Below are 19,667 nucleotides of genomic sequence, written 5' to 3' on the forward strand. Positions count from 1 at the left end.
GGTCAGATCCTGATGGCGCTGATGGTGTCGTAGATGGGGCCCAGCACGGAGAGCATGATCCAGCCCAGAAGGAGGCCGAGGATGACCGTCATGGCCGGTTCGATCATGGTCTGCACGCGCTCGATCTTCTCTCGCACTTCCCTGTTGTAGAAGTAGGCCACATTGCGCAGGGCGTTATCCAGCGCGCCCGTCGCCTCGCCCACCTTCAGCATGCGGATGACGAGGGGAGGGAAGATGCCGGTGTGCTGGAAGGCCGCCGTCACGCTCTGGCCGTCAGAGATGAGCTGCGCGGCGCGGCGCAGCGCGGCGGCCACCACCCGGTTGCCGACAATGCCTTCGGAAAGGCGTATGCAGTCCAGGATGGTGATGCCCGAGGCGTACATCAGCGCGAAGAAGGTGGCGAAGCGGGCGAGGATGATGCCGTGCAGGACGGGGCCGATGGGCCGCAGCCGCAGTTTCAGGCCGTCGAAGGCATAGGCGGCGCGCTCGCTGCGGCGCAGCCACCAGCGCAGGCCCCACCACAGCAGAACCGGCGCCGCCAGCAGCAGATACCAGTACTGGATGAAGACATTGGACACGCCGATCAGCAGGCGGGTATGGAAGGGCAGCTCGCGGCCCATATTGCCGATGAAGGCCGTGAGCTGCGGCACCAGGTAGATCATGAGGAAGAAGGTCACCCCGATCACCACCAGCCCCACGACTGCCGGATAGGTGATGATCTTTTTCGCCTGGGCCGCCAGTTCGTCCTGCCATTTCAGGCTCTCGGCCAGGTCGCGGAACACCTCATTGACCTTGCCGCTTTCCTCGCCCGCGCGTATCAGGCTGGTGAAGGTGAGATCGAAGACTTCGGGATAGGCTGCCATGGCGTCCGACAGCTGCAGGCCTCCCTCGATGTTCTCGATGAGGTCCGTGATGATTTCCTTGAAGCGCAGATGGTCCAGGCTGTCGCGCAGGTCGCAAAGGCCGTCGAGTATGGGCACGCCCGCGCTGGCCATCTGTTCCATGTGGAAGCAGAAGTTGATCAGGTCCTTGCGGGTGATGGGGCGGCGGCCCGGCACGGCCACGCGCTGGCGGGTCTGGCGGTAGTCGATCAGGTCCAGCTCCATGCGCGACAGGCGCAGCTCCAGGTCGGGCACGTTGAGCGCGTCCATATTCCCCGGCACGATCTGGCCGGCGGCGTCCATGGCGCGGTAGATGAACTGAGGCATATCAGGCCAGCCTGTCCGTGAGATCGACCACGCGCGAGACTTCCTCCAGTGTGGTCACGCCTTCCAGGACGCGGCGCATGCCGTCGTCCACCAGGGTGCGGTAGCCTGCGGCACGGGCGGCGGCGCGCAGTTCGCGCACGGAGGCGCGGCGCGCAACCAGCTCGTCCAGCTCCGCATTCATCTTCAGCAGCTCCATGATGGCGATGCGGCCCCGGTAGCCCTGGTGGGCACAGCGCTCGCAGCCCACCGCACGGTAGACGGTGCGGCTGTCGCCTTCCGGCGCCAGACCAAGCAGGCGGCGCTCCAGCGCGTCCGCGATGAAAGGTTCGCGGCAGTAGGTGCACAGGCGGCGCACGAGGCGCTGGGCAATGATGCCGATGATGTTCCCGGCCATGACGTCGGCCACCACGCCGATATCGAGCAGCCGGGAGATCGAGCCCACGGCCGAATTGGTGTGCAGGGTGGAGTAGACCTGGTGGCCCGTCATGGCGGCGGCCAGCGCCATGTCCGCCGTTTCCTTGTCGCGGATCTCGCCGACCAGGATCACGTCCGGATCCTGCCGCATCATGGAGCGGATGCCGTCGGCAAAACCCAGCTTGGCCGACTCGTTCACCGAGGTCTGGCGGATCATATTCATCGGGTACTCCACCGGGTCTTCCAGCGTCATGATGTTGACGCTCTCGGTGTTGATGTGGTTCAGGATGGAATACAGGGTCGTGGTCTTGCCGCTGCCCGTGGGGCCGGTGACGAGGATCAGGCCATCGGGCCGGGCGATCATGAGCTTGAGCAGGTCCAGCTCATGTTCGGCCAGGCCCAGGCCATCCAGCGGCACGATGCCTTTCTGCCGGTCCAGCACGCGCAGCACGAAGTTCTCGCCGTGAGTGGTCGGCTGGGCGCTGGCGCGGAAATCGATCTGGCGGCCGCTGAACTTGATGGAGATGCGCCCGTCCTGCGGCGCCCGTGTTTCCGCGATATTCATATTGCTGATGACCTTCAGGCGCACCGCCATGGCGGGCCAGTAGGATTTGTGCAGGCTGCGGATCTGGCGCAGGATGCCGTCGATGCGGTAGCGGATGCGCAGGAAGCTGTGTTCCGGTTCGAAGTGGATGTCCGACGCCCCGTTCTGCACCGCATCCGCCAGCAGGGAATCGATCAGGCGCACCATGGGCTGGCTGTATTCGTCCGAGGTGGCGCTCATGCTCTGGTAGTTCACCTCGCCCGTTTCGATCTCGTGCAGGATGCCGTCGATGGAGAGCTCGAAGCCGTAGTACTGGTCGATGGCGCGCGAAATGTCCGATTCGTTCACCAGCAGCGGCGTAATGGTGATGCCCTTGACCAGCATGGCGCTGATCTGGTCCAGCGCGACGATATTGCTGGTGTCGGACATGGCGAGCACCAGGTTGTCCGTATCCCGCTCGTAGACGATGGGGAAGACGCTGTAGCGCTTTGCCACGTCCTTGGGAATGAGCTTCAAGGCGACGGCGTCCACCACCAGGCTGTTCAGGTCCGCCGACTGCATGCGCAGGTTTTCGCTGAGCGCTTCGCGCACCGTGGCCTCGGTGACGAAGCCCAGCGTGATCAGCAGCTTGCCCAGCGGCTCGCCGGTGCGGCGCTGCTCGATGAGGGCAATGCGCAGCTGGTCCTCGCTGATGACGCCTTTTTCGATCAGCAGGGAGCCGAGGGGAAGTTTCGAGGGTTCGACCATGTAGGGCTCACGGCGCGGTGGCGGAAGCGCCGCCCAGTTCCTGCAGCCTGCGCTGAGCCGTGTTGCGGTCGAAGGTGGCGGGCACGGTCTGCGCAAGCAGAAGGGCGCGCTGGTAATAGCTGGCGGCGAGGCGCGGCTGGTTCAGCCGGTCCAGGCCGATGGCGAGGTTGAAGGCGTAATCGGGATTGTTCGGCGTTGCCGTGTAGGCGCGGAAGAAGCTTTGCTGCGCCTCCGTCCAGCGCGCCTCCTTGGCATACAGGTTGCCGAGGGCGAAATGCAGGGCGCCGGATTCGGGCTTGCGGCGCAGGAGTTCCTTCAGGCGGGTCTCGCTGCGCGACATGTCGCCCGCGCGCAGGCCGACCAGGCCCGCGAGGGCATCGGCATCGGTGGCGTCCAGCTCCAGCAGGCGCAGGTAGGTGGCGGCCGCCTGCTGCCCCTGGTTTTCGCGCAGTGATACGGCGGCCAGGCCAAGCAGGGCGTCGCGGCTGGTGGGGTCGTGGCCCAGCGCGAGCTGGTATTGCTCGCGCGCCTTGGCCAGGTCGCCGCTCTGGAAGGCGGCATAGGCGCTTTCAATGGACGGGCTGACGACCGCCGGACTGGCGCTGCGGCTGATGCGCACCTCGCCGCCTTCGCCCGCGAGCGGCGGCGGCGCCGCAGCGGCGGCTGCCGCCACCGTTGCGGGCGCAACGCCCGCGGCGGCAGGCAGGGTAGCGGATGCTGCGGCGGCGCCGGCGGGGGGCACGGCTCCCGCAACCTCGGCCTGCTGGATCTCGTCGACCACGCGCTCCGCACGTTCGGCCGCGTCGTGCATGGCGTCCTGGCGCATTGCGGGATCGGCGATGGCTGCCAGCTGGGCTGGCGTGGGGCCAATGCTGGCGGCTGCGCGGCGCGCTGCGGCGGGCGTGCGCGCGGCAGGCGCGGGAACGGCGGCAGCGGGGGCGGGAGCAACGGAAGGTGCGGCAGGAGCCGGGACGGCAGCGGCGGTGGCCGCGGCGTCCGGAATCGGGACGGGCGCTGCGGCCGCAGGCGCAGCAGGAGCGGCCGCGATGGACGTGCCGGGGATGACGGCCGGCGTAGCCGGAGCCCCGGAGGCTGCGATGCCCGGCGCGCCTTCGTACTGGCCGGGCGCCGCGGCGGGCGCTGCGCCCGGTGTCACCACGATGCCGGTAGCGCCGGTTGCACTCGGCGGCGGCATCGGCACCATGGGCAGGCCCGCGCCGGGGCCGGGCGCCACGGTGGCCTTCCAGTACACGTAGCCGAAGATGCCGGCGATCAGCACCAGCACGCCGCTCAGGCCTGCAATACGCAGGCGGGCCACATCGAAGCCGGATTGTTCGGAAGGGGCGTCGGCGGCCGTGCGCGCGCGTGCCGGGCCGCGTGTGGCGAGTTTCGCCCCTTGGGCTGCGAAAGCGCCGGTGGCGCTGGCGGCCGCACGCCGTGCCGCATCCGGGTCCGGTTTCGGCGGACGGGCTGCTGCGCGGGCAGCGCCTCCGAGACCGGGTGCCGGCGTGGAGCGGGCGCCCGGCCTTGGCGGAGGAATCTGTTCCGCGGATTCGATGGCTGGTATTTCAGTGGCTGGCGGGCCGTAGACTGCGGCTCCGGCCTCGTCCACCATCATCTGGCCGCTGGCGGGATGGGGAGCGCTATCGTCCTCCATGGGAGCAATCGGCGGGCGATGATGCGGCACCTCATGCCTGGCCTGCGGCGGCACGGGATCATGCACCGCCTCGCGCGCTGCTTCGATGGGTGGTTCCAGCGGCTCCAGACTCAGTTCGGCTCTCGGCGCGGCCTCTCCCTCGGGCAGGTAAGGCTCGCGCGCGGGCGGACGCGGCTCGGAAGGCGCAGCCTCCGCCTCGGGTTCCTGCAGGCCGCTGCGCTTTGCGCGCTCGGCCTTCTTCAGCGCCTCCATCAGCAGGCTCATAGCGTCCCCTGGCCGTTCGGCTTGACGCCGTAAGGCGTGGTGTTGAGAGGCTGCTTCGTGTCCGGCATCAGGTAGCGGTAATCCTTGTAGTCTCCCGCCATGCTCGCGTCCTTCACCACCACCGCGCGCAGGAAGATCACCAGTTCGGTCTTGCTGACGGTTTCGTTCCGGTAGGAGAAGAGATTGCCCACCACGGGGATGGTGGAAATCAGCGGCACGCCGTCCTTGGCATTGTCCACCGAATCCTGCATCAGGCCGCCCATCACGGCGGTCTGGCCGCTGTAGACGCGCATCACGGATTCCACCTCGCGCGCCTGGATCACAGGCACCCGGCTGATCACGTTCTGCTTCGCCAGCTCGGGGTTCGGGTCCTGCACGAAGCTCACGATGCGCGTGATCGTGGGCCGCACATTGATGGTTACCTCGTCGTCTTCCGAGATCTGCGGAGTCACGCTCATGACGAAGCCCACCGGCACGGTCTCCACCTTCGACTCGTAAGTGGCGGGCGTGGCGATGCCGCCCGCCGACGTGAGCACGGCAGGCGTGACCTTGAGCGTGAAGAAGATATTGTTGTCCACCACCTTCAGCATCGCCGTCTGGTTATTCAGCACGCTGATCTTGGGGCTGGACAGCACCTGTACCTTGCCGAAGGACTCGAGCAGTTGCACGGCCGCCGAGATATTCCCGAAGCGGGTGGTGGGATTCACGTAGTTGAAGGTGAAGATGCCGGGCGACGAGCCCACCGTCACGCCGGATGGCAGGGTGGCCCCCACAATGCCTTGCGAGACCGTGGAGTTGTTGTTGATGCGCGACCAGTTGATGCCCTGCTGGTACTGGTCGCTCAGCTTCACCTCCAGGATGGTGGCCTCGATCATCACCTGGCGCCGGGCGCTCGACTGCACGATGTCCAGGAACTCCTGCACCTTCTCGTGCTGGCGGCTGGTGGCGCGCACCGCAACCAGCCCGCCTTCCGGGTTGACGATGACGGAAGGCGCGTTGCGCTGCTGCGCGGCGCGGCCCTGGTTCTGCGCCGCCGTGGCCTGCGCGCCCGGCGTGGTGAGTTCGCCCTGCTGTCCGTAGGGCTGCTGCTGCGGCTGCTGATAGCCTGGCTGGGCGGGCAGGGCCTGCGGCTGCTGGAGCTGCTGCGGCTGCTGTTGCTGCTGGGCGAAGGCATCCGCTTGCTGGCGCAGTTGCGCCAGCGGGTCGGTCATCGTGTCGTTCAGGTTCGTGGGCCGCAGCATGTCCCGGATATTCTTCTCCAGGCTGTACCAGAAGTTGTTGTCCGAGCGGTTGGCCACGGAGGTGGTGGAGTTGTTGTTGGCGCCCGTACTCAGCATGGTGCCTGCGCTGCCGATGGTGCCCTGGCCCGTGTTGCTGCCCGTGGTGCTGGTGGTGCTGCTGCCGCCGCCCGTGGTCGAGATCTGGGTGGCGATGTTGACGCTGCTGTTGGTGGTACGCGCCATGTTCACGTAGTCGATTTTGTAGTTGCGCCAGTAGGGCTGGTCCGGCAGCACGGTGAGGGTATTGCCGTTGATCTCGTAGCGCATGTCCACCTGGCGCGCGACCCGGTCCAGCAGCTGCTGCAAGGTCTGGTCCAGCGCATTCAGCGTGACCACTCCTTCGATGGAAGGATGGATGTCCACGTTCATGCCCGCGTCGCGCGCCATGGCGAACAGCACGGACTGCACGGGCACCTTGTGCACGGTGACGCTGTAGGTTTCGAGCTTGGCCGCGGGACGGGGCGGGGGCAAGGCGCTGCTGTGTTCAACGGGATCGGGAATGGCGCCTGCCGGGCGGGGCGTTTCCGCCACATGGCCCGGCGAGACCGGCAACTGCGGCGAAGCGCACGCAGCCAGCAAAATGCAGAGCAGGGAAGCCGCGAATCTTTTCATGGGAGTTGTTCTTATACAAGGCGAAATGCTTGTTAAAACGAGCATACTTCAATTGCTTGGAACCACCCCGCACGAATGGCAGGCCCTGTTGCAAGGCTGCCCGTGCATGCTCAGCGCCCGCTCGGCGCGAACCAGCCCCACCAGAAGAATCGTTTCCATCCGGAAATGAATCGGCTGCGCCGGAAGTTGCTGTCGCGAATGGCGCGGCGCACGTGGCTCTCTCTCACCAGGTTGGAATCGTCGGCATAGGCGGCCAGCAGCGCCTTGTCCGCCAGGATGTTGATGCGGCGGACGATGCCTTGCGAGACCTTGGCGATGAGGCGTATGGCTTCCCGGCTGAACAGGGGCGCCCCCCGGTAGCCTGCCGTGCGCAGGCGGAAATCCAGGAAGTCGCCCACCTGCTCCAGCGGCAAGGGCGGCACGAAGATGCTGTGGGTGATGCGTTCGCTGAGCTGGCGCATGCGTGGCAGGCTCAGGTGTTCATCCAGCTCCGGCTGGCCGAACAGCACGATCTGCAGCAGTTTGTGCTGGGCCGTTTCCAGATTCGTGAGCAGGCGGATCTCCTCCAGGGTTTCGAGCGGCATGGCCTGGGCTTCCTCCACCAGCAGCACTACCTGGCGGCCGGCCGCGTGGCGGGCGATGAGCTCGCTGTTCAGAAGGCGCAAGACCTCGTCGCTGCGCCGTCCGCCCGGGTCCAGCCCCAGTTCGGCAGCGATGGCATAGAGCACTTCCTGCGGGCCCAGGCTGGGATTGACGAGATAAATGGCGTCGATATGGGGCGGCAGCTCGCGGTCCAGCATGCGGCACAGCATGGTCTTGCCGCTGCCCACCTCGCCGGTCACCTTCACGATGCCCTCGCCGTGTTCCACCGCGTAGAGCAGGGCGGCCAGCATTTCGCCGCGCTCGTCGCCGCTATAAAAGAAGGCTGGATTGGGGGTGATGCTGAACGGAGCCTCGTCGAGGCCAAAATGGAAATGGTACATGTCTGTCTCGGCGGCAGAATAGGGCGCTGCCATTCAAGCATGAATCGCGGAAAGGTGGCGCGAGCATTGGCAGAGAGATGCTAGCCTCGGCCTCACCATTCAGCTTAAAATGCCTTACGTCAAACAGATTATGGGAGCTGTACAGCATGGCAAGGCCAGAGAAAGTCCGGCTGGGGGAAATCCTGGTCCAGCAAAAACTGCTGTCGGAAGAGCAGCTGGGGCTGGCACTTGCTGAGCAGAAACGTAGCGGTCGCAAGCTGGGCCGGGTCTTCATCGAGAACGGCTATGTGACCGAGGAGCAGATTGCCGGGGCACTGGCGCGCCAGCTGAACATTCCTTATATCAACCTCAAGTTCTACAACATCAATCCGGAGCTGGTGCGCCTGCTGCCGGAAACCCAGGCGCGCCGCTTCCGCGCCCTGGTGCTGGAAGACCGCAAGGGCGCGCTGCTGATCGGCATGTCCGACCCCACCGACCTGTTCGCCTATGACGAGATCTCGCGCATCGTGCGCCAGAATATCGAACTGGCGGTGGTCAACGAGACCGAGGTGCTGGGCGCCATCGACCGCATCTACCGCCGCACCGAGGACATTACCGACCTGGCGCGCGAGCTGGAACAGGAGATGGGCGATGTGTCCGTCGACTTCGGCGCCCTGGCGGCGGCCAATCCGGGGCTGGAAGAGGCGCCCGTGGTCAAGCTGCTGCAGTCCGTGTTCGAGGACGCGGCGCAGGTGAGGGCGTCCGACATCCACATCGAACCGCAGGAAGGGCGGCTGCAGATCCGCTTCCGTATCGACGGCGTGCTGCACCTGCAGACGCAGTCCGACATCAAGATCGCGCCCGCCCTGGCTCTGCGCCTGAAGCTGATGTCCGACCTCGACATCTCCGAAAAACGCCTGCCGCAGGACGGCCGCTTCGCCGTGCGGGTGAAGAATTCGCGTATCGACGTCCGTATTTCGACCATGCCCACGCAGTATGGCGAATCCATCGTGATGCGTCTTCTGAACCAAGGCAATATGAACCTGCGGCTCGACGCCATCGGCATGCCGCCCCGCATTCTCGAAAAGTTCCGCGCCATCGTCGCCCGGCCCAATGGCCTGGTGCTCGTGACCGGGCCGACGGGTAGCGGCAAGACGACGACGCTGTATTCCGCGCTGGCCGAACTGAACTCGGTGGAGAAGAAGCTCATCACCGTGGAAGACCCGGTCGAATACCGCCTGGCGGGCATCAACCAGGTGCAGGTGAACGACAAGATCGAACTGGATTTCGCCCGCGTGCTGCGCGCCGCGCTGCGTCAAGACCCGGACATTGTGCTCGTTGGCGAGATGCGTGACCAGGAGACCGCGCAGATCGGCCTGCGCGCCGCAATGACCGGCCACCTTGTGCTCTCCACCCTGCACACCAACGACGCAGCGAGCACCCCGCTGCGACTGATGGACATGGGCGTGCCGCGCTACATGGTCGCCAGCTCGCTGCAGGCCGTGCTGGCCCAGCGTCTCGTGCGCGTAATCTGCGAAAGCTGCACCACGCCATACACGCCGACGCCGACCGAGGCCGAGTGGCTCAAGCTGGAACTGAACGACAAGGTCGGCATGGGCCGCTACTTCCACGGCAAGGGCTGCTCGCACTGCAACGGCATGGGCTATCGCGGCCGTACCGGCGCCTACGAGCTGCTGGAGCTGACCAAGGAGGTGGTGGACGCGGCTAACGACACCAACCCCGCCACCTTCCTGCGCGCGGCGCACGCCCAGATGCAGGGCAACACGCTGCGGCGCCACGCGGTGCAGCTGGTGATCCAGGGCCGCACCACGATCGCGGAAGCCATGCGTATCAGTAACCAGCAGGAAGACTGATGCCTTTCTACGCCTACAAGGGCCGCAATGCGCGCGGCGAGTTGATGCAGGGTGTGCTCGAAGCGGCCGACAGCAGTGCCGCTGCAAACCAGCTGTTCGCCACCGGCATCACGCCGGTCGATATCACGCAGACCCAGAAGAAAGCATCCGACGGCAGCAAGGATACGCTGTGGGAGCGCCTCACCGAAAAGAAGGTCACGTCGATGGACGTGCAGCTGTTCAGCCGTCAGATGTTTACGTTGCTGAAATCCGGAGTGCCGATCATGAAAGGCTTGGCAGGCTTGCAGGAGTCAGCTATCAGCAAGTCTTTCAGCAAGGTCCTTAAGGACCTGCGGGAATCTCTGGATTCCGGACGTGAGTTGTCAGCATCGATGCGCCGGCATCCGGATGTGTTCTCGCAGTTTTACCTGTCCATGATCCGGGTGGGCGAAATGACAGGGCGCCTTGAAGAGGTATTCGAGCGTCTGTTCGGCCACCTTGAGTTTGAGCGCGATATGAAGGAGCGTGTGAAGACCGCGCTTCGATACCCGACGTTCGTCATCATTGCGATGACGGCTGCCATGGTGGTCATTAACATTTTCGTTATCCCGGCATTTCGCAAGGTATTCGATGGCCTCGGAGTCGAGCTTCCATTGATGACGCGAATTCTTCTAGGCACATCCCAATTCACCGTTACTTACTGGCCTCTGCTGCTTGCAGTGGCAGTCGGCGCCTTCTTTGCTTTCCAATCGTGGACAAAGACCAAGGCGGGCCAATACAACTGGGACCGGGTCAAGCTGAAGATCCCTATCGCCGGAAAGATCATCCATAAGGCAACCATGGCGCGTTTCGCACGCAGTTTTGCCCTATCCAGCCGAAGCGGTGTTCCAATCGTTCAGGCCCTGACGGTTGTGTCTCAAACTGTGGACAATGCCTATCTGTCAGCGCGCGTCGAACAGATGCGCGATGGCGTGGAACGTGGCGAAAGCATTCTTCGCACTGCAACAGCGGCGAGCGTATTCACGCCCATCGTGCTGCAAATGATCGCCGTTGGTGAGGAAAGTGGTTCGCTGGACGATCTCATGGATGAAATCGCGCAAATGTACGAACGCGAAGTCGATTATGAACTCAAGACCCTTTCCGCCCAGATTGAACCTATCCTGATTACCTTCCTTGGAGCAATGGTGCTCGTGCTCGCGTTGGGTATTTTCCTGCCGATCTGGGACCTCGGAAGAGCTTCGATGAAGCGATGATTGAGCGCCGCCATATGCGACTGGAAGGATTCAGTCTTCTGGAACTGGTGGTGGTGCTCATTGTGATAGGGATTCTAACGGCCTTCCTGTTTGATACCTTACGCTTTTACAGGCAGCAGGCCGAAGATCTCATCATGAAAACGACTATTACAAACATCCGGACTGGCTTGAGAATGCGCGCGGCAGAGCTGACCAATCGACACGACACCGCGGGTTTCATGAACTTGGAGCAGACCAATCCGATCGAATTTCTGGAGAAACCGCCAGCAAACTATCTCGGCGAATTTGCGGCTGCTGATGTAGATAAATTGCCAAAAGGACATTGGTATTTCAGGAAAGGTGACCAGCAGCTCGTTTATTTGTTAAATTCTGGAAATTCTGTTGCAATTGAAGGACAGAAATCCTTGAATTTCAAGGTAAAATCACGCTGTCTACCGAAGAATCCCGCCGGAATCTCTGGTAGCTCTGTGGAATGTAGAGCTGTCTTTGAGCAAGTGGGCAAGTAAGAGTTTTTAAGCATAGATATTGGAGAACTTATGAAACAGCAATTCAAAAAATCGGCTCAGGCGGGCTTCACGCTGATCGAACTGATCGTCGTGATCGTAATTCTGGGTATTCTTGCGGCTACCGCTCTGCCAAAATTCCTGGACCTGGGTGGGGATGCGCGCGTTGCCTCCTTGAACGCTGCAGTAGGCTCGCTCAAATCTTCCGGCTCCATGGCGCATGGCGCCTGGCTGATGAAGGGTAAGCCAGCATCGGTTGACCTCGAAGGTGTGTCGGTCGACATGCATGCGACTGCTGGCTACCCGCTGCAAGCTGATTACACTGACTGGGTTAAGGCTGCTGGTCTTTCCGATAGCGATTACACGATCGTTGCGCCCGGCACGGCCGCTGTTACCACTGGCCCTACCCGCAACCCGGCGCCCGGTGCTAACGGGTTTGCAGTCGTTCCTAAGAGCGCTGCTGCGCACGGTGACACTTGCTTCGTTACTGTAACGATGACCGCCGGCAGCGAGCCGACCTATTCCGCGCTGCCCGACCCGGACGATTGCTGATAAGAGCGTGGTAAAACAGAGAGCGCCGTCGTTGACGGCGCTTTTTTTTTGCGGATTAGCAAGCCGAGACGGCTGGAACGGTACCAGATACGCAGGCAGTGGCGACCCGGCGGCGTTCGACATAATCTTTGGTCGCCGCTCTCGCGTTATCTGGGCAGTTGTTTGAGTTGCAGGCTAGCGCGCTGAAGGAATACAACGTCTTTGTACGCGGCGTGCCCGGGGCGCTTTCTCCCTCGTTGAAAGGGATTGGCGCGCAAGTGACCGCCACCCAATAGCCGGATGTCGTGCTCAAGTCCAAGGTTTGGTTCCCACAAGCTCCCGCTGTGAGGGCCCGATGCAGAGCCCATTGGATTCCGGCCCCCGCAGCTTGGTAGGCGCGGGCAGATTCGAGATCGAGCGAGCTTGTCGTTTGCTGGGTGGTGCTGAGGCGGATCAGACCGGCCGCGAGGCTTGCGAGTACAACCAGCAATATGATGGCAGCGATATACCCGAAGCCTTGCTGCGTGCGCGTTCTTTGAAAACTCATGGCAGATTGTCCGTGTGTGCGCCGAAGACCAGGTCGACAGATTCGTTATTCACTGTGAGCCGGAGTTTCAACTCAACGTATCCTGCCCCCTGGATTGCTCCTGGGTTAGGGTTAAGCGTAAAAGTACATTGAGACAGTCCTGTCGCGACCACAGGAGTTGCAGCGTTCGCCGCGGGGCAGGCGACCGGCGTGGCGGCATTGAACCCATACTGGGAGAACCGGTATAGGACTCCGGTGCCATTGCCTTTTGCGTCCACGCCCAGATTGGAGCAGGAATAAAATACAGCTTGCTGGCTGTTTGGCACGACGACAAAGCGGCTGCTGTCATAACCGATCGGAAACTGCATGGCGGTTGCCAGCGTAATGCGATGCTGCCCTAACGCGGGTGTTGCGGCTGGCGGAGCTGTGACAGAGGCGATGGCCGCGCGGTTGACCCCAGCATAAACGTCATTGGTGTTCTGGTTCGCGACCACAATCCAGTCTCCCGCCGAGGGTACGGTCGTCAAAGGGCTGATCACGTCAAAGCTCGTGGTGGCGGCAGAAGTATCGACGGGGGCGCTCTGGGTACTCGTAGTATCCGCATCGGAACGATAGCGGCCACCGGTTGAAGTGGGAATTGTTTCGAAGCAACTGGTGTTTGGCGCGCGGAACGAATTTGGCACGGCCAGGCGTATGTCGCGCAGCATCGTGCGCATTGCTGTGTCGGCGAGATCGGTCAGTTCGGCGCGATTGACCACGGCGACATAACTTCCGATCGCGGGACGCAAGAATATGACGAGCCCAGCCGCGAGAGCGCCGGTGACGACCATCACCACAATCAATTCGATCAGCGTAAAGCCATCATTGCGTGCATTCATGGAATCAGTTGTGCGTAGTTGGTCCGCCATCCGGCGAGGCTGACGCTGGAGCCTCCCGAGCTGACCGTAACAGTTATGCTGAGGAGATCGGCCGCGGGTATGCTTGGGAAGGATGTAGAAGCGCCACTGACCACGGTCACGGCCACTGCGTAATTCGCGAGTCGAACATTCCCATTGATATCGCAGGCATTGGCGCTGCTGTACCCGTTGTAGTCGCGTACGTCGTTATAGGTGTCCCTTGCGCAACCGACTGGAGCGGTGTTTGCACTGACCGCGAATGGCATGCGCTGAATTTCTTCCATCATGCCTTCCGCAACAGCCACCATCTGCTTCTGGATCACGGGATTCGCACTATTGCGGGTAGTGGTGTTATAGACCACCAGGATCCCGCCGATTCCGACGCTCAGGATTGTGATGGCAATGATCAGCTCGACGAGCGTCGTGCCTTTCTGCGGCTTAATCCACATGGCCAGTCGCTCCGTCGATTCTTACCGAATTCGCGCCGGTAATCGCGATCGAGCCGGAAGCAGCTATGGTGCCGGCCGGGTCAGTCGTGATCCGGCCTGTCGGCTGAAAGTAAAGGGTCCCGAGCAGTGCGCCGCTGGCGGTAATGGCAACATCCTGGCTGGCATAGGGCTTTCCGTCTGGGCTGGCTAGCGATGTATCACAAGCCAAGGCCGGGTTGGCGCTGGCGATATTGAGGCTGATATTCGATGCGCCCACCGTAGCGCAGACGAGGCGCCGATGGCTACTTGCGACTTTCTGGGCGTACCGTAGCGCACTTTGCACATCAGTGTGGAACGATCGGCTGGACATGTCTGTATTGCCGACCAGACGAGGCACAGCCACCACTGCAAGGACGCCGATGATGACCATGACAGTAATCAGCTCAGTCATGGTGAAGCCGTGCTGGCCCCTCAATTGAACACCTCACGGAAATGGATCGTCGCACGACTTTCCGGGGTTGAGAGGCCAAAGCTGGCGCGCGCGGAAGGGTCGCGGTCGTACGTTGCCGCGCAGCTGCCGTTGCGTGAACGCAGCCAGATACGCGAGGCGCCTGTAGATGAGGGGTGACTGGACAGGCACGAGAGGTCGGTGCTCGTATCGCCGAGATTGATCGCTACATCGACCGAGCCGCGGCCGCTCGTGGGTTTTTGCAGCGTGAGGGTGCCTTGTCCATTGACAAGCGTTATGGGACTGCCCGTCGGAACCACGCCGGAGGGGCCGCTGGGTGTCAGAGCAATGGCCGTCAGTGGGACATCCGTTGTACTGTCATCGGCATTCAGCAGCCAGCTCTGGCCAGTCCAATACTCCGCCTGTACCTTCATCTGAAGATTGAGGCTCGCGCTGCCGAACGCATTGCTCAGCCGCAGCCGCCCGCGGCGGACGGTGATCCCCACGTCGCTGCCTGTGTTGCCGCTGTTAACGGCGTGCTGACCCGTTGCGCGGACCCGTATTGCCATCGGCGCCGTCAGATCGTTAACGAACTTGAACTTGGGCTGGACGGTGGCTACGCCGTCGGCAAACGTGGCCACTGGCACGTCGCCCGGCGCCACGGTGAGCGTCGTGCCTGGGACCACCGTGGATGGAACCGCTGTGGTCCATGCAGCGAGTGTCACATTGCCGGTCTCGCCCTTGGGATAATTCTTTGTAAGCCCGCCGCCGGCCTCCTTCGCCATGATTATGATATCCGTTACCGGCTGGTCGGAATACCAGTAGGGGCGGGTTTGGGTGATCTGGACATCGAAATGATGAGGCAGCGAGCGCAGATGGCAACCGGTGCTGGTGCCGGTTGCACCCAGATTGCTGCCCAGGTAGCCTGGATTGAGCGCGCCGCCCGGCAGGTCGACCTTTACATTCGCCGTGCCGGTCTCAGCCCAGAGCACGCCGGTCGTGCCCACGCCGTTGCTGTAGCTGATGGGATTTCCCGTCGACGTGCCGTCCACGCCGCCGTCTACCGTGGCGGGCGTGCAGCGGACGGGGGAGAGATTCACAGTCGGCGGGGTGGCTTCCTTGCCAAAGGCAGGCGTCACATTTCCGGCCGCGTTCCTTGCCGTAAACTGGAACGCGAAGGGACTGCCAGCCGCCACCGTTGTTGCGGATGTGTTGACAGTGAAGCTGGCCGGAGCGGCAACGAAGCTGTCGTCGCCGGTGATCCCCGTCTGTACGTCGGTGGCGGCCACCGTCACCTGGCCCACGTCCGCATACGCGAACGTGGCGGTGGCCGTGCCGGTACCGTCGAAGGTGAGAGCCAGCGTCCGGCCTGTGGCATCGCATTTTGCACTGGTGCTGCTCATCGATGCGCCGTTAACCGTCGGCGCAAGCGTTGTGTTGGTTACCGCCGGGTTGTTGTACGAGCAGGCGAACTTGATGTTGCGCGCTCCGGTGAATCCTGGCACGCAGGTTTGGGTATTGCTGCCCTTTTTCAGCGCCTGGATCGTAACAGATTGGGCTTGGGCAGAGGTGTGGTTGGGGATGTTGAAGCGCAGGTCGGAGTCGGCGTAGGTGTGGCTGCAGTTCGCCGCTGCACCGTTCCAGCACGTCATGGCATTGCTCGCGGTGACCGTGAGTCCGTTGACCCCAAAGGTGACGTCCTGCGGTGTGCTGACAGGAACAGACACCGTAACCGAGCTCGACCCACTGGGGATAGTGAAGGGCACCGTGGCAATTGTCGATCCATTTCCCGCTACAGCAATAACATTGCCTCCGACCCCAACCGTGCTTGCGGTACAGGTGCCATTGCTGTCCGTGCCATTACAAGCGTTGACCGTCACGGCTGACGGGGTACAGGTCAGCCCGCTGCCCGTATGGTTGAGCCGTATGTGGTGCAGGCTGGCGACCGGCGGCTGGCAGGTGTAGTTGGTGCTGCTGTAGGTACAGTTACCTTCGATCGTGGTACTGCCGCCGACGTTCAGGTTGCCCCCGGCGTGCACATCGCCCTCGATGACTCCGCCATTTCCGATGGCGATATCGCCCCCTGCGCTGATGTTCCCGGTAATGGTCGCATTCTGGTCGATACTGATGCTGCCGGCCGCATATACATTGCCGACCAGGGTTGCGTCCTTGGCCATGGAAATGCTGCCCCCTGCGTTCAGGTTCATGTGGACGTTGAAGGCCTTCTGAATCGCCGCGCTGCCGGATACATTCACATTCAGTGCGTATCCGTTATTCGTCGTCCACAGTTCCTTACCTGCCGAGAAGCTCCCGGAAATATTGATCGTCACATCCTGCGTCAGAACCAGGACGCTCTCCTTACCGAGGCTGATGCTGGGGCAGTTATAGGTTTTTGGCGTGGCCGAGGCGGTGCAATAGAAGGGGGCGCCTGCCAGCTCCGCAGGAATGTTGTAGTAGTCCGCCCCTGCGGGAGGCGACTGGGCAAGAGCGGCGGAGACTGTCCCCAACAGTGCTATGAAGGCCGCACTGCGGAGAGTGCGGAAGAGAGCAAGCAGTTTCATGACCCATCAAATCATGTTGCACAGTAACATGTCAAGCGGGCGCCATTCTAACGACTATTGCCAGATGATTAAAGGCAACTTTAATCGATTGCCTGTGTCTTTTTGTCTATGGCAATACAAAAACTCAGCAAATCCTAATATAATCAAGCAGCTACAGCGTATAGTTCAGGTATTGCCATCTCACTAGCGAATGCATGGGTTTTTTTTCGAAACGACGTAAATCTGAAGGCTTTCTTGCGTTCGCGATAAGCGGCGAGGGGATCTGTGCCGCCAAGGCTCAGCTGCCTCTGGAGGGAAAGCCCGTCGTGGAGATTGCCGCCTTTACGCCCGCCGGCGGCGGCGATGCGGCCGCGCTGGAGAAACTGGGCCGCGAGCTCAGGGCATCGAACTATCGCTGCGGTACGCTGCTCGCCATGGGCGACTACCAGGTGCTCGCCGTGGACGCGCCCAATGTGCCGCAGGAAGAACTCAAGACCGCGGTGCGCTGGCGCCTGAAGGACATGCTGGACTTCCATGTGGACGATGCGACCATCGACGTCCTCAATATCCCGGTCAACAAGAATGCGCCTTCGCATGCGCACCAGATGTTCGTAATCGCGGCGCGCAATGCCGTGGTGCAGGACAGGCAGAACCTGTTCGTGGAAGCGGAAGCGGGCTTGTCCGTTATCGACATCCCCGAGATGGCGCAGCGGAATATCACCAAGCTGATCGAGAGCGATGGCCGCGGGGTGGCCATGCTGTCGTTCGAGGCGGATGGCGGCCTGCTGACAGTGTGCGCGGGCGGCGAACTGTATCTGACGCGCCGCATGGATGTGACACTGGACCAGCTCATGGACCCGGATCCTTCACGCACCGCAGGCGTGCACGACCGCATCACGCTCGAACTTCAGCGCTCCCTGGACCATTTCGACCGCCAGTACCACTACATCAATTTGAGCCGGCTGGTGCTGGCGCCAAACAATGCGGTGGGCCTGCATGAGTATCTCGCCCAGAATCTGTACATGCCGGTGGAAAAACTGAACCTGGCCGACGTGCTCGACATGAGCGCAAGCCCCGAGCTGCTGGACATCGAGCAGCAGCGGCGCTTCTTCCGCTGCCTTGGAGCCGCCCTGCGCCGCGAGGAGGTGGAGCTGTGAGCCAGCAGATCAATCTCTTCAATCCGATTTTCCTCAAGCAGCGCAAGGTCTTCGACTCGATGCACATGCTGACGGCGATCAGCATCGTCTGCGCTTTGCAGCTGGCTTTGCTTGGCTACGGCCACTTTGTGCTGGGCAAGCTGCAGAAGGACGCCGAGACCGGCAAGGCGGCGCTGGAGAGCAAGCAGGCGGAATTCAACAACACCATGGAGGCCTTCAAGCCGCGCCAGCGCAGCCCGGAATTGGATGCGCAGATCGCCCAGGTGCAGGCCGACATCGCCGCGCTCAAGCGCGTGGAGGCGGTGCTCTCGCAAGGCTCGCTGGGGAATACGGCCGGCTATTCGGAGTACTTCCGGGCGTTTGCGCGGCAGAACGTGAACGGCCTTTGGCTGCTGGGCGTGTCGATCGTCGGCGCGGGCGTCGAGATTTCAGTGCACGGCCGGGCCATGCAGGCGGCCATGATTCCAGGTTATATCCAGCGGCTGACCGGGGAGCCGGTCATGAACGGCAAGACTTTTGCCGATCTCCAGATTTCACGCCCTGTCATGGCCGCCGCCGCTCCGGCAGGCGCAGCCGCGGCGGCAGTACCGGCGGCGGCGCCGCCGGCTCCCTTCGTGGAATTCAGGCTGCAGTCGCGGCGCGCCGAGGTGGAGAAAAAATGAAGGAGCAATGGCTGAAGCTTGCTGCACGCATCGATGCGCTGGCCTTACGCGAGCGCATCATGATCTTCGCCGCGCTGGGCTGCATGATCGTCTATCTGGTCTATATGACGATTGCGGAGCCGATGATGGCCAAGCAGAAGGAGGCGAGCGCCCAGATTGTGTCGCAGCAGCAGAAGATTGCCGAGCTGAATGTGCAGATTCAGGAAAGGATCGCCAGCGCCTCCCTGGATCCCGATTCGGCCGCCCGCGTACGCCTGGAACGCCTGCTCAGCGAGCAGACGTCGCTCGGCACCAACCTGAGAACAGTGCAGCGGGGGCTGGTGGCGCCTGAGAAAATGGCGCCCTTGCTCGAACGGATCTTGCAGTCGCATGGACGCCTGAAGCTGATGGCCCTGAGCAGCCTGCCCGTGACCACGGTGGAGGAGGCCGCTCCCTTGACTGCCGCTCCGCCGAAGTCGGAAGCCGCAGGTCAGGGCTCGCCGCAAGGGGCGCAGCCTGCCGAAATAGCGCAGGCCGTGGTGGCGGCCGCTGTGCAACAGGCGGGTGCGGCTGGGGCCACCCCGGCCAGCCCCCCGGCGGGCGCCGCAGCGCCTGCACCGGTTCCTGCGCCAAAAGCGCGCGCAATGTTGTACCGTCACGGTGTAGAGCTAACCCTGCAGGGGAGCTATCCCGATATGGTGTCCTACATGGAGGCCCTGGAGCATCTGCCCGTGCAGCTGTTCTGGGGCAGGGCGCAGCTGGATGCGGAAAACTACCCCGATGCCAAACTGACGCTGACGCTCTATACGCTGAGCCTGGACGACAAGTGGATGAAGCTATGAAGACCTTCCTGTTCTCGCTGGTCCTGGCAGCTTCGGCGGCCCATGCGCAGGTGCAGGACCCGACGCGGCCTCCCGCCGAAGCGATGGTGGCGCCCGCCGGAAGCGCCGACGCGGCCGCCCTCCCTGCGGAGCCGAAAGGGCCGAGGCTGGAATCGGTCCTGGTCGGGCGAGGATATTCGGGACGCGAAATCGCCGTTATCGATGGCAAGATCGTGCGGCGCGGGGAGCGCTTCAACGGCGCCGTGCTGGTCAAGGTAACGCCGAATACGGCAGTATTGAAACGGGGGAGCAAGGAGGAGGTGTTGCGCCTTTTCCCGCCCATGATTGAAGGCAAGAGCGCCGCGGCGAAGCGTCAATAACA

At 62.7% G+C, this 19,667-nt stretch carries 17 protein-coding genes; 8 read left to right on the plus strand and 9 right to left on the minus strand.

Translation table 11 applies throughout. The features are described from left to right. Positions 1-2: 2 nt before the first annotated feature. The 5 genes from LSQ66_RS07815 to LSQ66_RS07835 all read right to left on the minus strand — a co-directional run bounded on the left by LSQ66_RS07815 (position 3) and on the right by LSQ66_RS07835 (position 7,709). Positions 3-1,208, minus strand: a complete 1,206-nt coding sequence (locus LSQ66_RS07815; RefSeq protein ID WP_231769226.1) for a type II secretion system F family protein — start codon at positions 1,206-1,208, stop codon at positions 3-5. A 1-nt stretch (position 1,209) separates the two neighbouring features. Next, entirely contained in the window at positions 1,210-2,913 is a 1,704-nt protein-coding gene (locus LSQ66_RS07820; RefSeq protein WP_231769227.1) for a GspE/PulE family protein, read from the minus strand. Positions 2,914-2,920: 7 nt separating this feature from the next. Continuing rightward, on the minus strand, positions 2,921-4,834 hold the full coding sequence (locus tag LSQ66_RS07825; RefSeq protein WP_231769228.1) for a tetratricopeptide repeat protein: 1,914 nt from the start codon (positions 4,832-4,834) through the stop codon (positions 2,921-2,923). Next, complete coding sequence (gene mshL / locus LSQ66_RS07830; RefSeq protein ID WP_231769229.1) at positions 4,831-6,726, minus strand: pilus (MSHA type) biogenesis protein MshL; 1,896 nt, start codon at positions 6,724-6,726, stop codon at positions 4,831-4,833. The genes LSQ66_RS07825 and mshL overlap by 4 nt, the downstream gene beginning before the upstream one ends. Positions 6,727-6,836: 110 nt before the next feature. Beyond that, entirely contained in the window at positions 6,837-7,709 is an 873-nt protein-coding gene (locus LSQ66_RS07835; RefSeq protein ID WP_231769230.1) for an ExeA family protein, read from the minus strand. A 146-nt stretch (positions 7,710-7,855) separates the two neighbouring features. Here LSQ66_RS07835 and LSQ66_RS07840 point away from each other — a divergent pair, with 146 nt between their 5' ends. The 4 genes from LSQ66_RS07840 to LSQ66_RS24690 are packed head-to-tail and all read left to right on the plus strand — an operon-like array spanning position 7,856 to position 11,849. After that, positions 7,856-9,562 (plus strand): GspE/PulE family protein, encoded by a 1,707-nt coding sequence (locus tag LSQ66_RS07840; RefSeq protein ID WP_231769231.1) that lies wholly within the window; start codon positions 7,856-7,858, stop codon positions 9,560-9,562. Then, positions 9,562-10,794 (plus strand): type II secretion system F family protein, encoded by a 1,233-nt coding sequence (locus tag LSQ66_RS07845; RefSeq protein ID WP_231769232.1) that lies wholly within the window; start codon positions 9,562-9,564, stop codon positions 10,792-10,794. The genes LSQ66_RS07840 and LSQ66_RS07845 overlap by 1 nt, the downstream gene beginning before the upstream one ends. Continuing rightward, complete coding sequence (locus LSQ66_RS07850) at positions 10,791-11,300, plus strand: prepilin-type N-terminal cleavage/methylation domain-containing protein (RefSeq protein ID WP_231769233.1); 510 nt, start codon at positions 10,791-10,793, stop codon at positions 11,298-11,300. Before LSQ66_RS07845 ends, LSQ66_RS07850 begins: the two co-directional genes overlap by 4 nt. 30 nt (positions 11,301-11,330) lie before the next feature. Beyond that, positions 11,331-11,849 (plus strand): prepilin-type N-terminal cleavage/methylation domain-containing protein, encoded by a 519-nt coding sequence (locus LSQ66_RS24690; RefSeq protein WP_269449155.1) that lies wholly within the window; start codon positions 11,331-11,333, stop codon positions 11,847-11,849. A 522-nt stretch (positions 11,850-12,371) separates the two neighbouring features. Here the strand turns inward: LSQ66_RS24690 and LSQ66_RS07860 are convergent. Genes LSQ66_RS07860 through LSQ66_RS07875 form a run of 4 tightly spaced genes read right to left on the minus strand, consistent with a single transcriptional unit; the run spans position 12,372 to position 16,687 of the window. Then, positions 12,372-13,232, minus strand: coding sequence for a prepilin-type N-terminal cleavage/methylation domain-containing protein (locus tag LSQ66_RS07860; protein ID WP_231769234.1), 861 nt, complete (start codon positions 13,230-13,232; stop codon positions 12,372-12,374). Next, on the minus strand, positions 13,229-13,699 hold the full coding sequence (locus LSQ66_RS07865; RefSeq protein WP_231769235.1) for a type IV pilus modification PilV family protein: 471 nt from the start codon (positions 13,697-13,699) through the stop codon (positions 13,229-13,231). The genes LSQ66_RS07860 and LSQ66_RS07865 overlap by 4 nt, the downstream gene beginning before the upstream one ends. Continuing rightward, complete coding sequence (locus LSQ66_RS07870; protein ID WP_269449156.1) at positions 13,689-14,153, minus strand: type II secretion system protein; 465 nt, start codon at positions 14,151-14,153, stop codon at positions 13,689-13,691. Before LSQ66_RS07870 ends, LSQ66_RS07865 begins: the two co-directional genes overlap by 11 nt. Continuing rightward, positions 14,150-16,687, minus strand: coding sequence for a polymer-forming cytoskeletal protein (locus LSQ66_RS07875; RefSeq protein WP_231769237.1), 2,538 nt, complete (start codon positions 16,685-16,687; stop codon positions 14,150-14,152). The genes LSQ66_RS07870 and LSQ66_RS07875 overlap by 4 nt, the downstream gene beginning before the upstream one ends. A gap of 305 nt (positions 16,688-16,992) precedes the next feature. Here LSQ66_RS07875 and pilM point away from each other — a divergent pair, with 305 nt between their 5' ends. From pilM to LSQ66_RS07895, 4 genes are read left to right on the plus strand one after another with little or no spacing between them, the layout of a single operon-like run. Next, on the plus strand, positions 16,993-17,823 hold the full coding sequence (pilM, locus tag LSQ66_RS07880; RefSeq protein WP_307730247.1) for a type IV pilus biogenesis protein PilM: 831 nt from the start codon (positions 16,993-16,995) through the stop codon (positions 17,821-17,823). Beyond that, entirely contained in the window at positions 17,820-18,485 is a 666-nt protein-coding gene (locus LSQ66_RS07885; RefSeq protein ID WP_231769239.1) for a hypothetical protein, read from the plus strand. Before pilM ends, LSQ66_RS07885 begins: the two co-directional genes overlap by 4 nt. Beyond that, complete coding sequence (gene gspM, locus LSQ66_RS07890) at positions 18,482-19,306, plus strand: type II secretion system protein GspM (protein ID WP_231769240.1); 825 nt, start codon at positions 18,482-18,484, stop codon at positions 19,304-19,306. The genes LSQ66_RS07885 and gspM overlap by 4 nt, the downstream gene beginning before the upstream one ends. Next, the gene (locus LSQ66_RS07895) at positions 19,303-19,665 is read left to right on the plus strand and encodes an MSHA biogenesis protein MshK (RefSeq protein ID WP_231769241.1); all 363 of its coding nucleotides are present in this window, start codon (positions 19,303-19,305) and stop codon (positions 19,663-19,665) included. The genes gspM and LSQ66_RS07895 overlap by 4 nt, the downstream gene beginning before the upstream one ends. Positions 19,666-19,667: the final 2 nt, after the last annotated feature.

This window comes from Massilia endophytica (assembly GCF_021165955.1).
GTDB classification, from domain to species: Bacteria; Pseudomonadota; Gammaproteobacteria; order Burkholderiales; family Burkholderiaceae_D; genus Rugamonas; species Rugamonas endophytica.

Excerpts from the sequence above, each read along its gene's own strand:
- LSQ66_RS07845 (WP_231769232.1), top strand. The coding sequence starts at position 9,562 with ATGCCTTTCTACGCCTACAAGGGCCGCAATGCGCGCGGCGAGTTGATG.
- LSQ66_RS07860 (WP_231769234.1), bottom strand. The coding sequence starts at position 13,232 with ATGAATGCACGCAATGATGGCTTTACGCTGATCGAATTGATTGTGGTG.
- LSQ66_RS07835 (WP_231769230.1), bottom strand. The coding sequence starts at position 7,709 with ATGTACCATTTCCATTTTGGCCTCGACGAGGCTCCGTTCAGCATCACC.
- LSQ66_RS07895 (WP_231769241.1), top strand. The coding sequence starts at position 19,303 with ATGAAGACCTTCCTGTTCTCGCTGGTCCTGGCAGCTTCGGCGGCCCAT.
- gspM (WP_231769240.1), top strand. The coding sequence starts at position 18,482 with ATGAAGGAGCAATGGCTGAAGCTTGCTGCACGCATCGATGCGCTGGCC.
- LSQ66_RS07840 (WP_231769231.1), top strand. The coding sequence starts at position 7,856 with ATGGCAAGGCCAGAGAAAGTCCGGCTGGGGGAAATCCTGGTCCAGCAA.
- mshL (WP_231769229.1), bottom strand. The coding sequence starts at position 6,726 with ATGAAAAGATTCGCGGCTTCCCTGCTCTGCATTTTGCTGGCTGCGTGC.
- LSQ66_RS24690 (WP_269449155.1), top strand. The coding sequence starts at position 11,331 with ATGAAACAGCAATTCAAAAAATCGGCTCAGGCGGGCTTCACGCTGATC.
- LSQ66_RS07820 (WP_231769227.1), bottom strand. The coding sequence starts at position 2,913 with ATGGTCGAACCCTCGAAACTTCCCCTCGGCTCCCTGCTGATCGAAAAA.
- LSQ66_RS07865 (WP_231769235.1), bottom strand. The coding sequence starts at position 13,699 with ATGTGGATTAAGCCGCAGAAAGGCACGACGCTCGTCGAGCTGATCATT.
- LSQ66_RS07825 (WP_231769228.1), bottom strand. The coding sequence starts at position 4,834 with ATGAGCCTGCTGATGGAGGCGCTGAAGAAGGCCGAGCGCGCAAAGCGC.
- LSQ66_RS07875 (WP_231769237.1), bottom strand. The coding sequence starts at position 16,687 with ATGAAACTGCTTGCTCTCTTCCGCACTCTCCGCAGTGCGGCCTTCATA.
- LSQ66_RS07850 (WP_231769233.1), top strand. The coding sequence starts at position 10,791 with ATGATTGAGCGCCGCCATATGCGACTGGAAGGATTCAGTCTTCTGGAA.
- LSQ66_RS07815 (WP_231769226.1), bottom strand. The coding sequence starts at position 1,208 with ATGCCTCAGTTCATCTACCGCGCCATGGACGCCGCCGGCCAGATCGTG.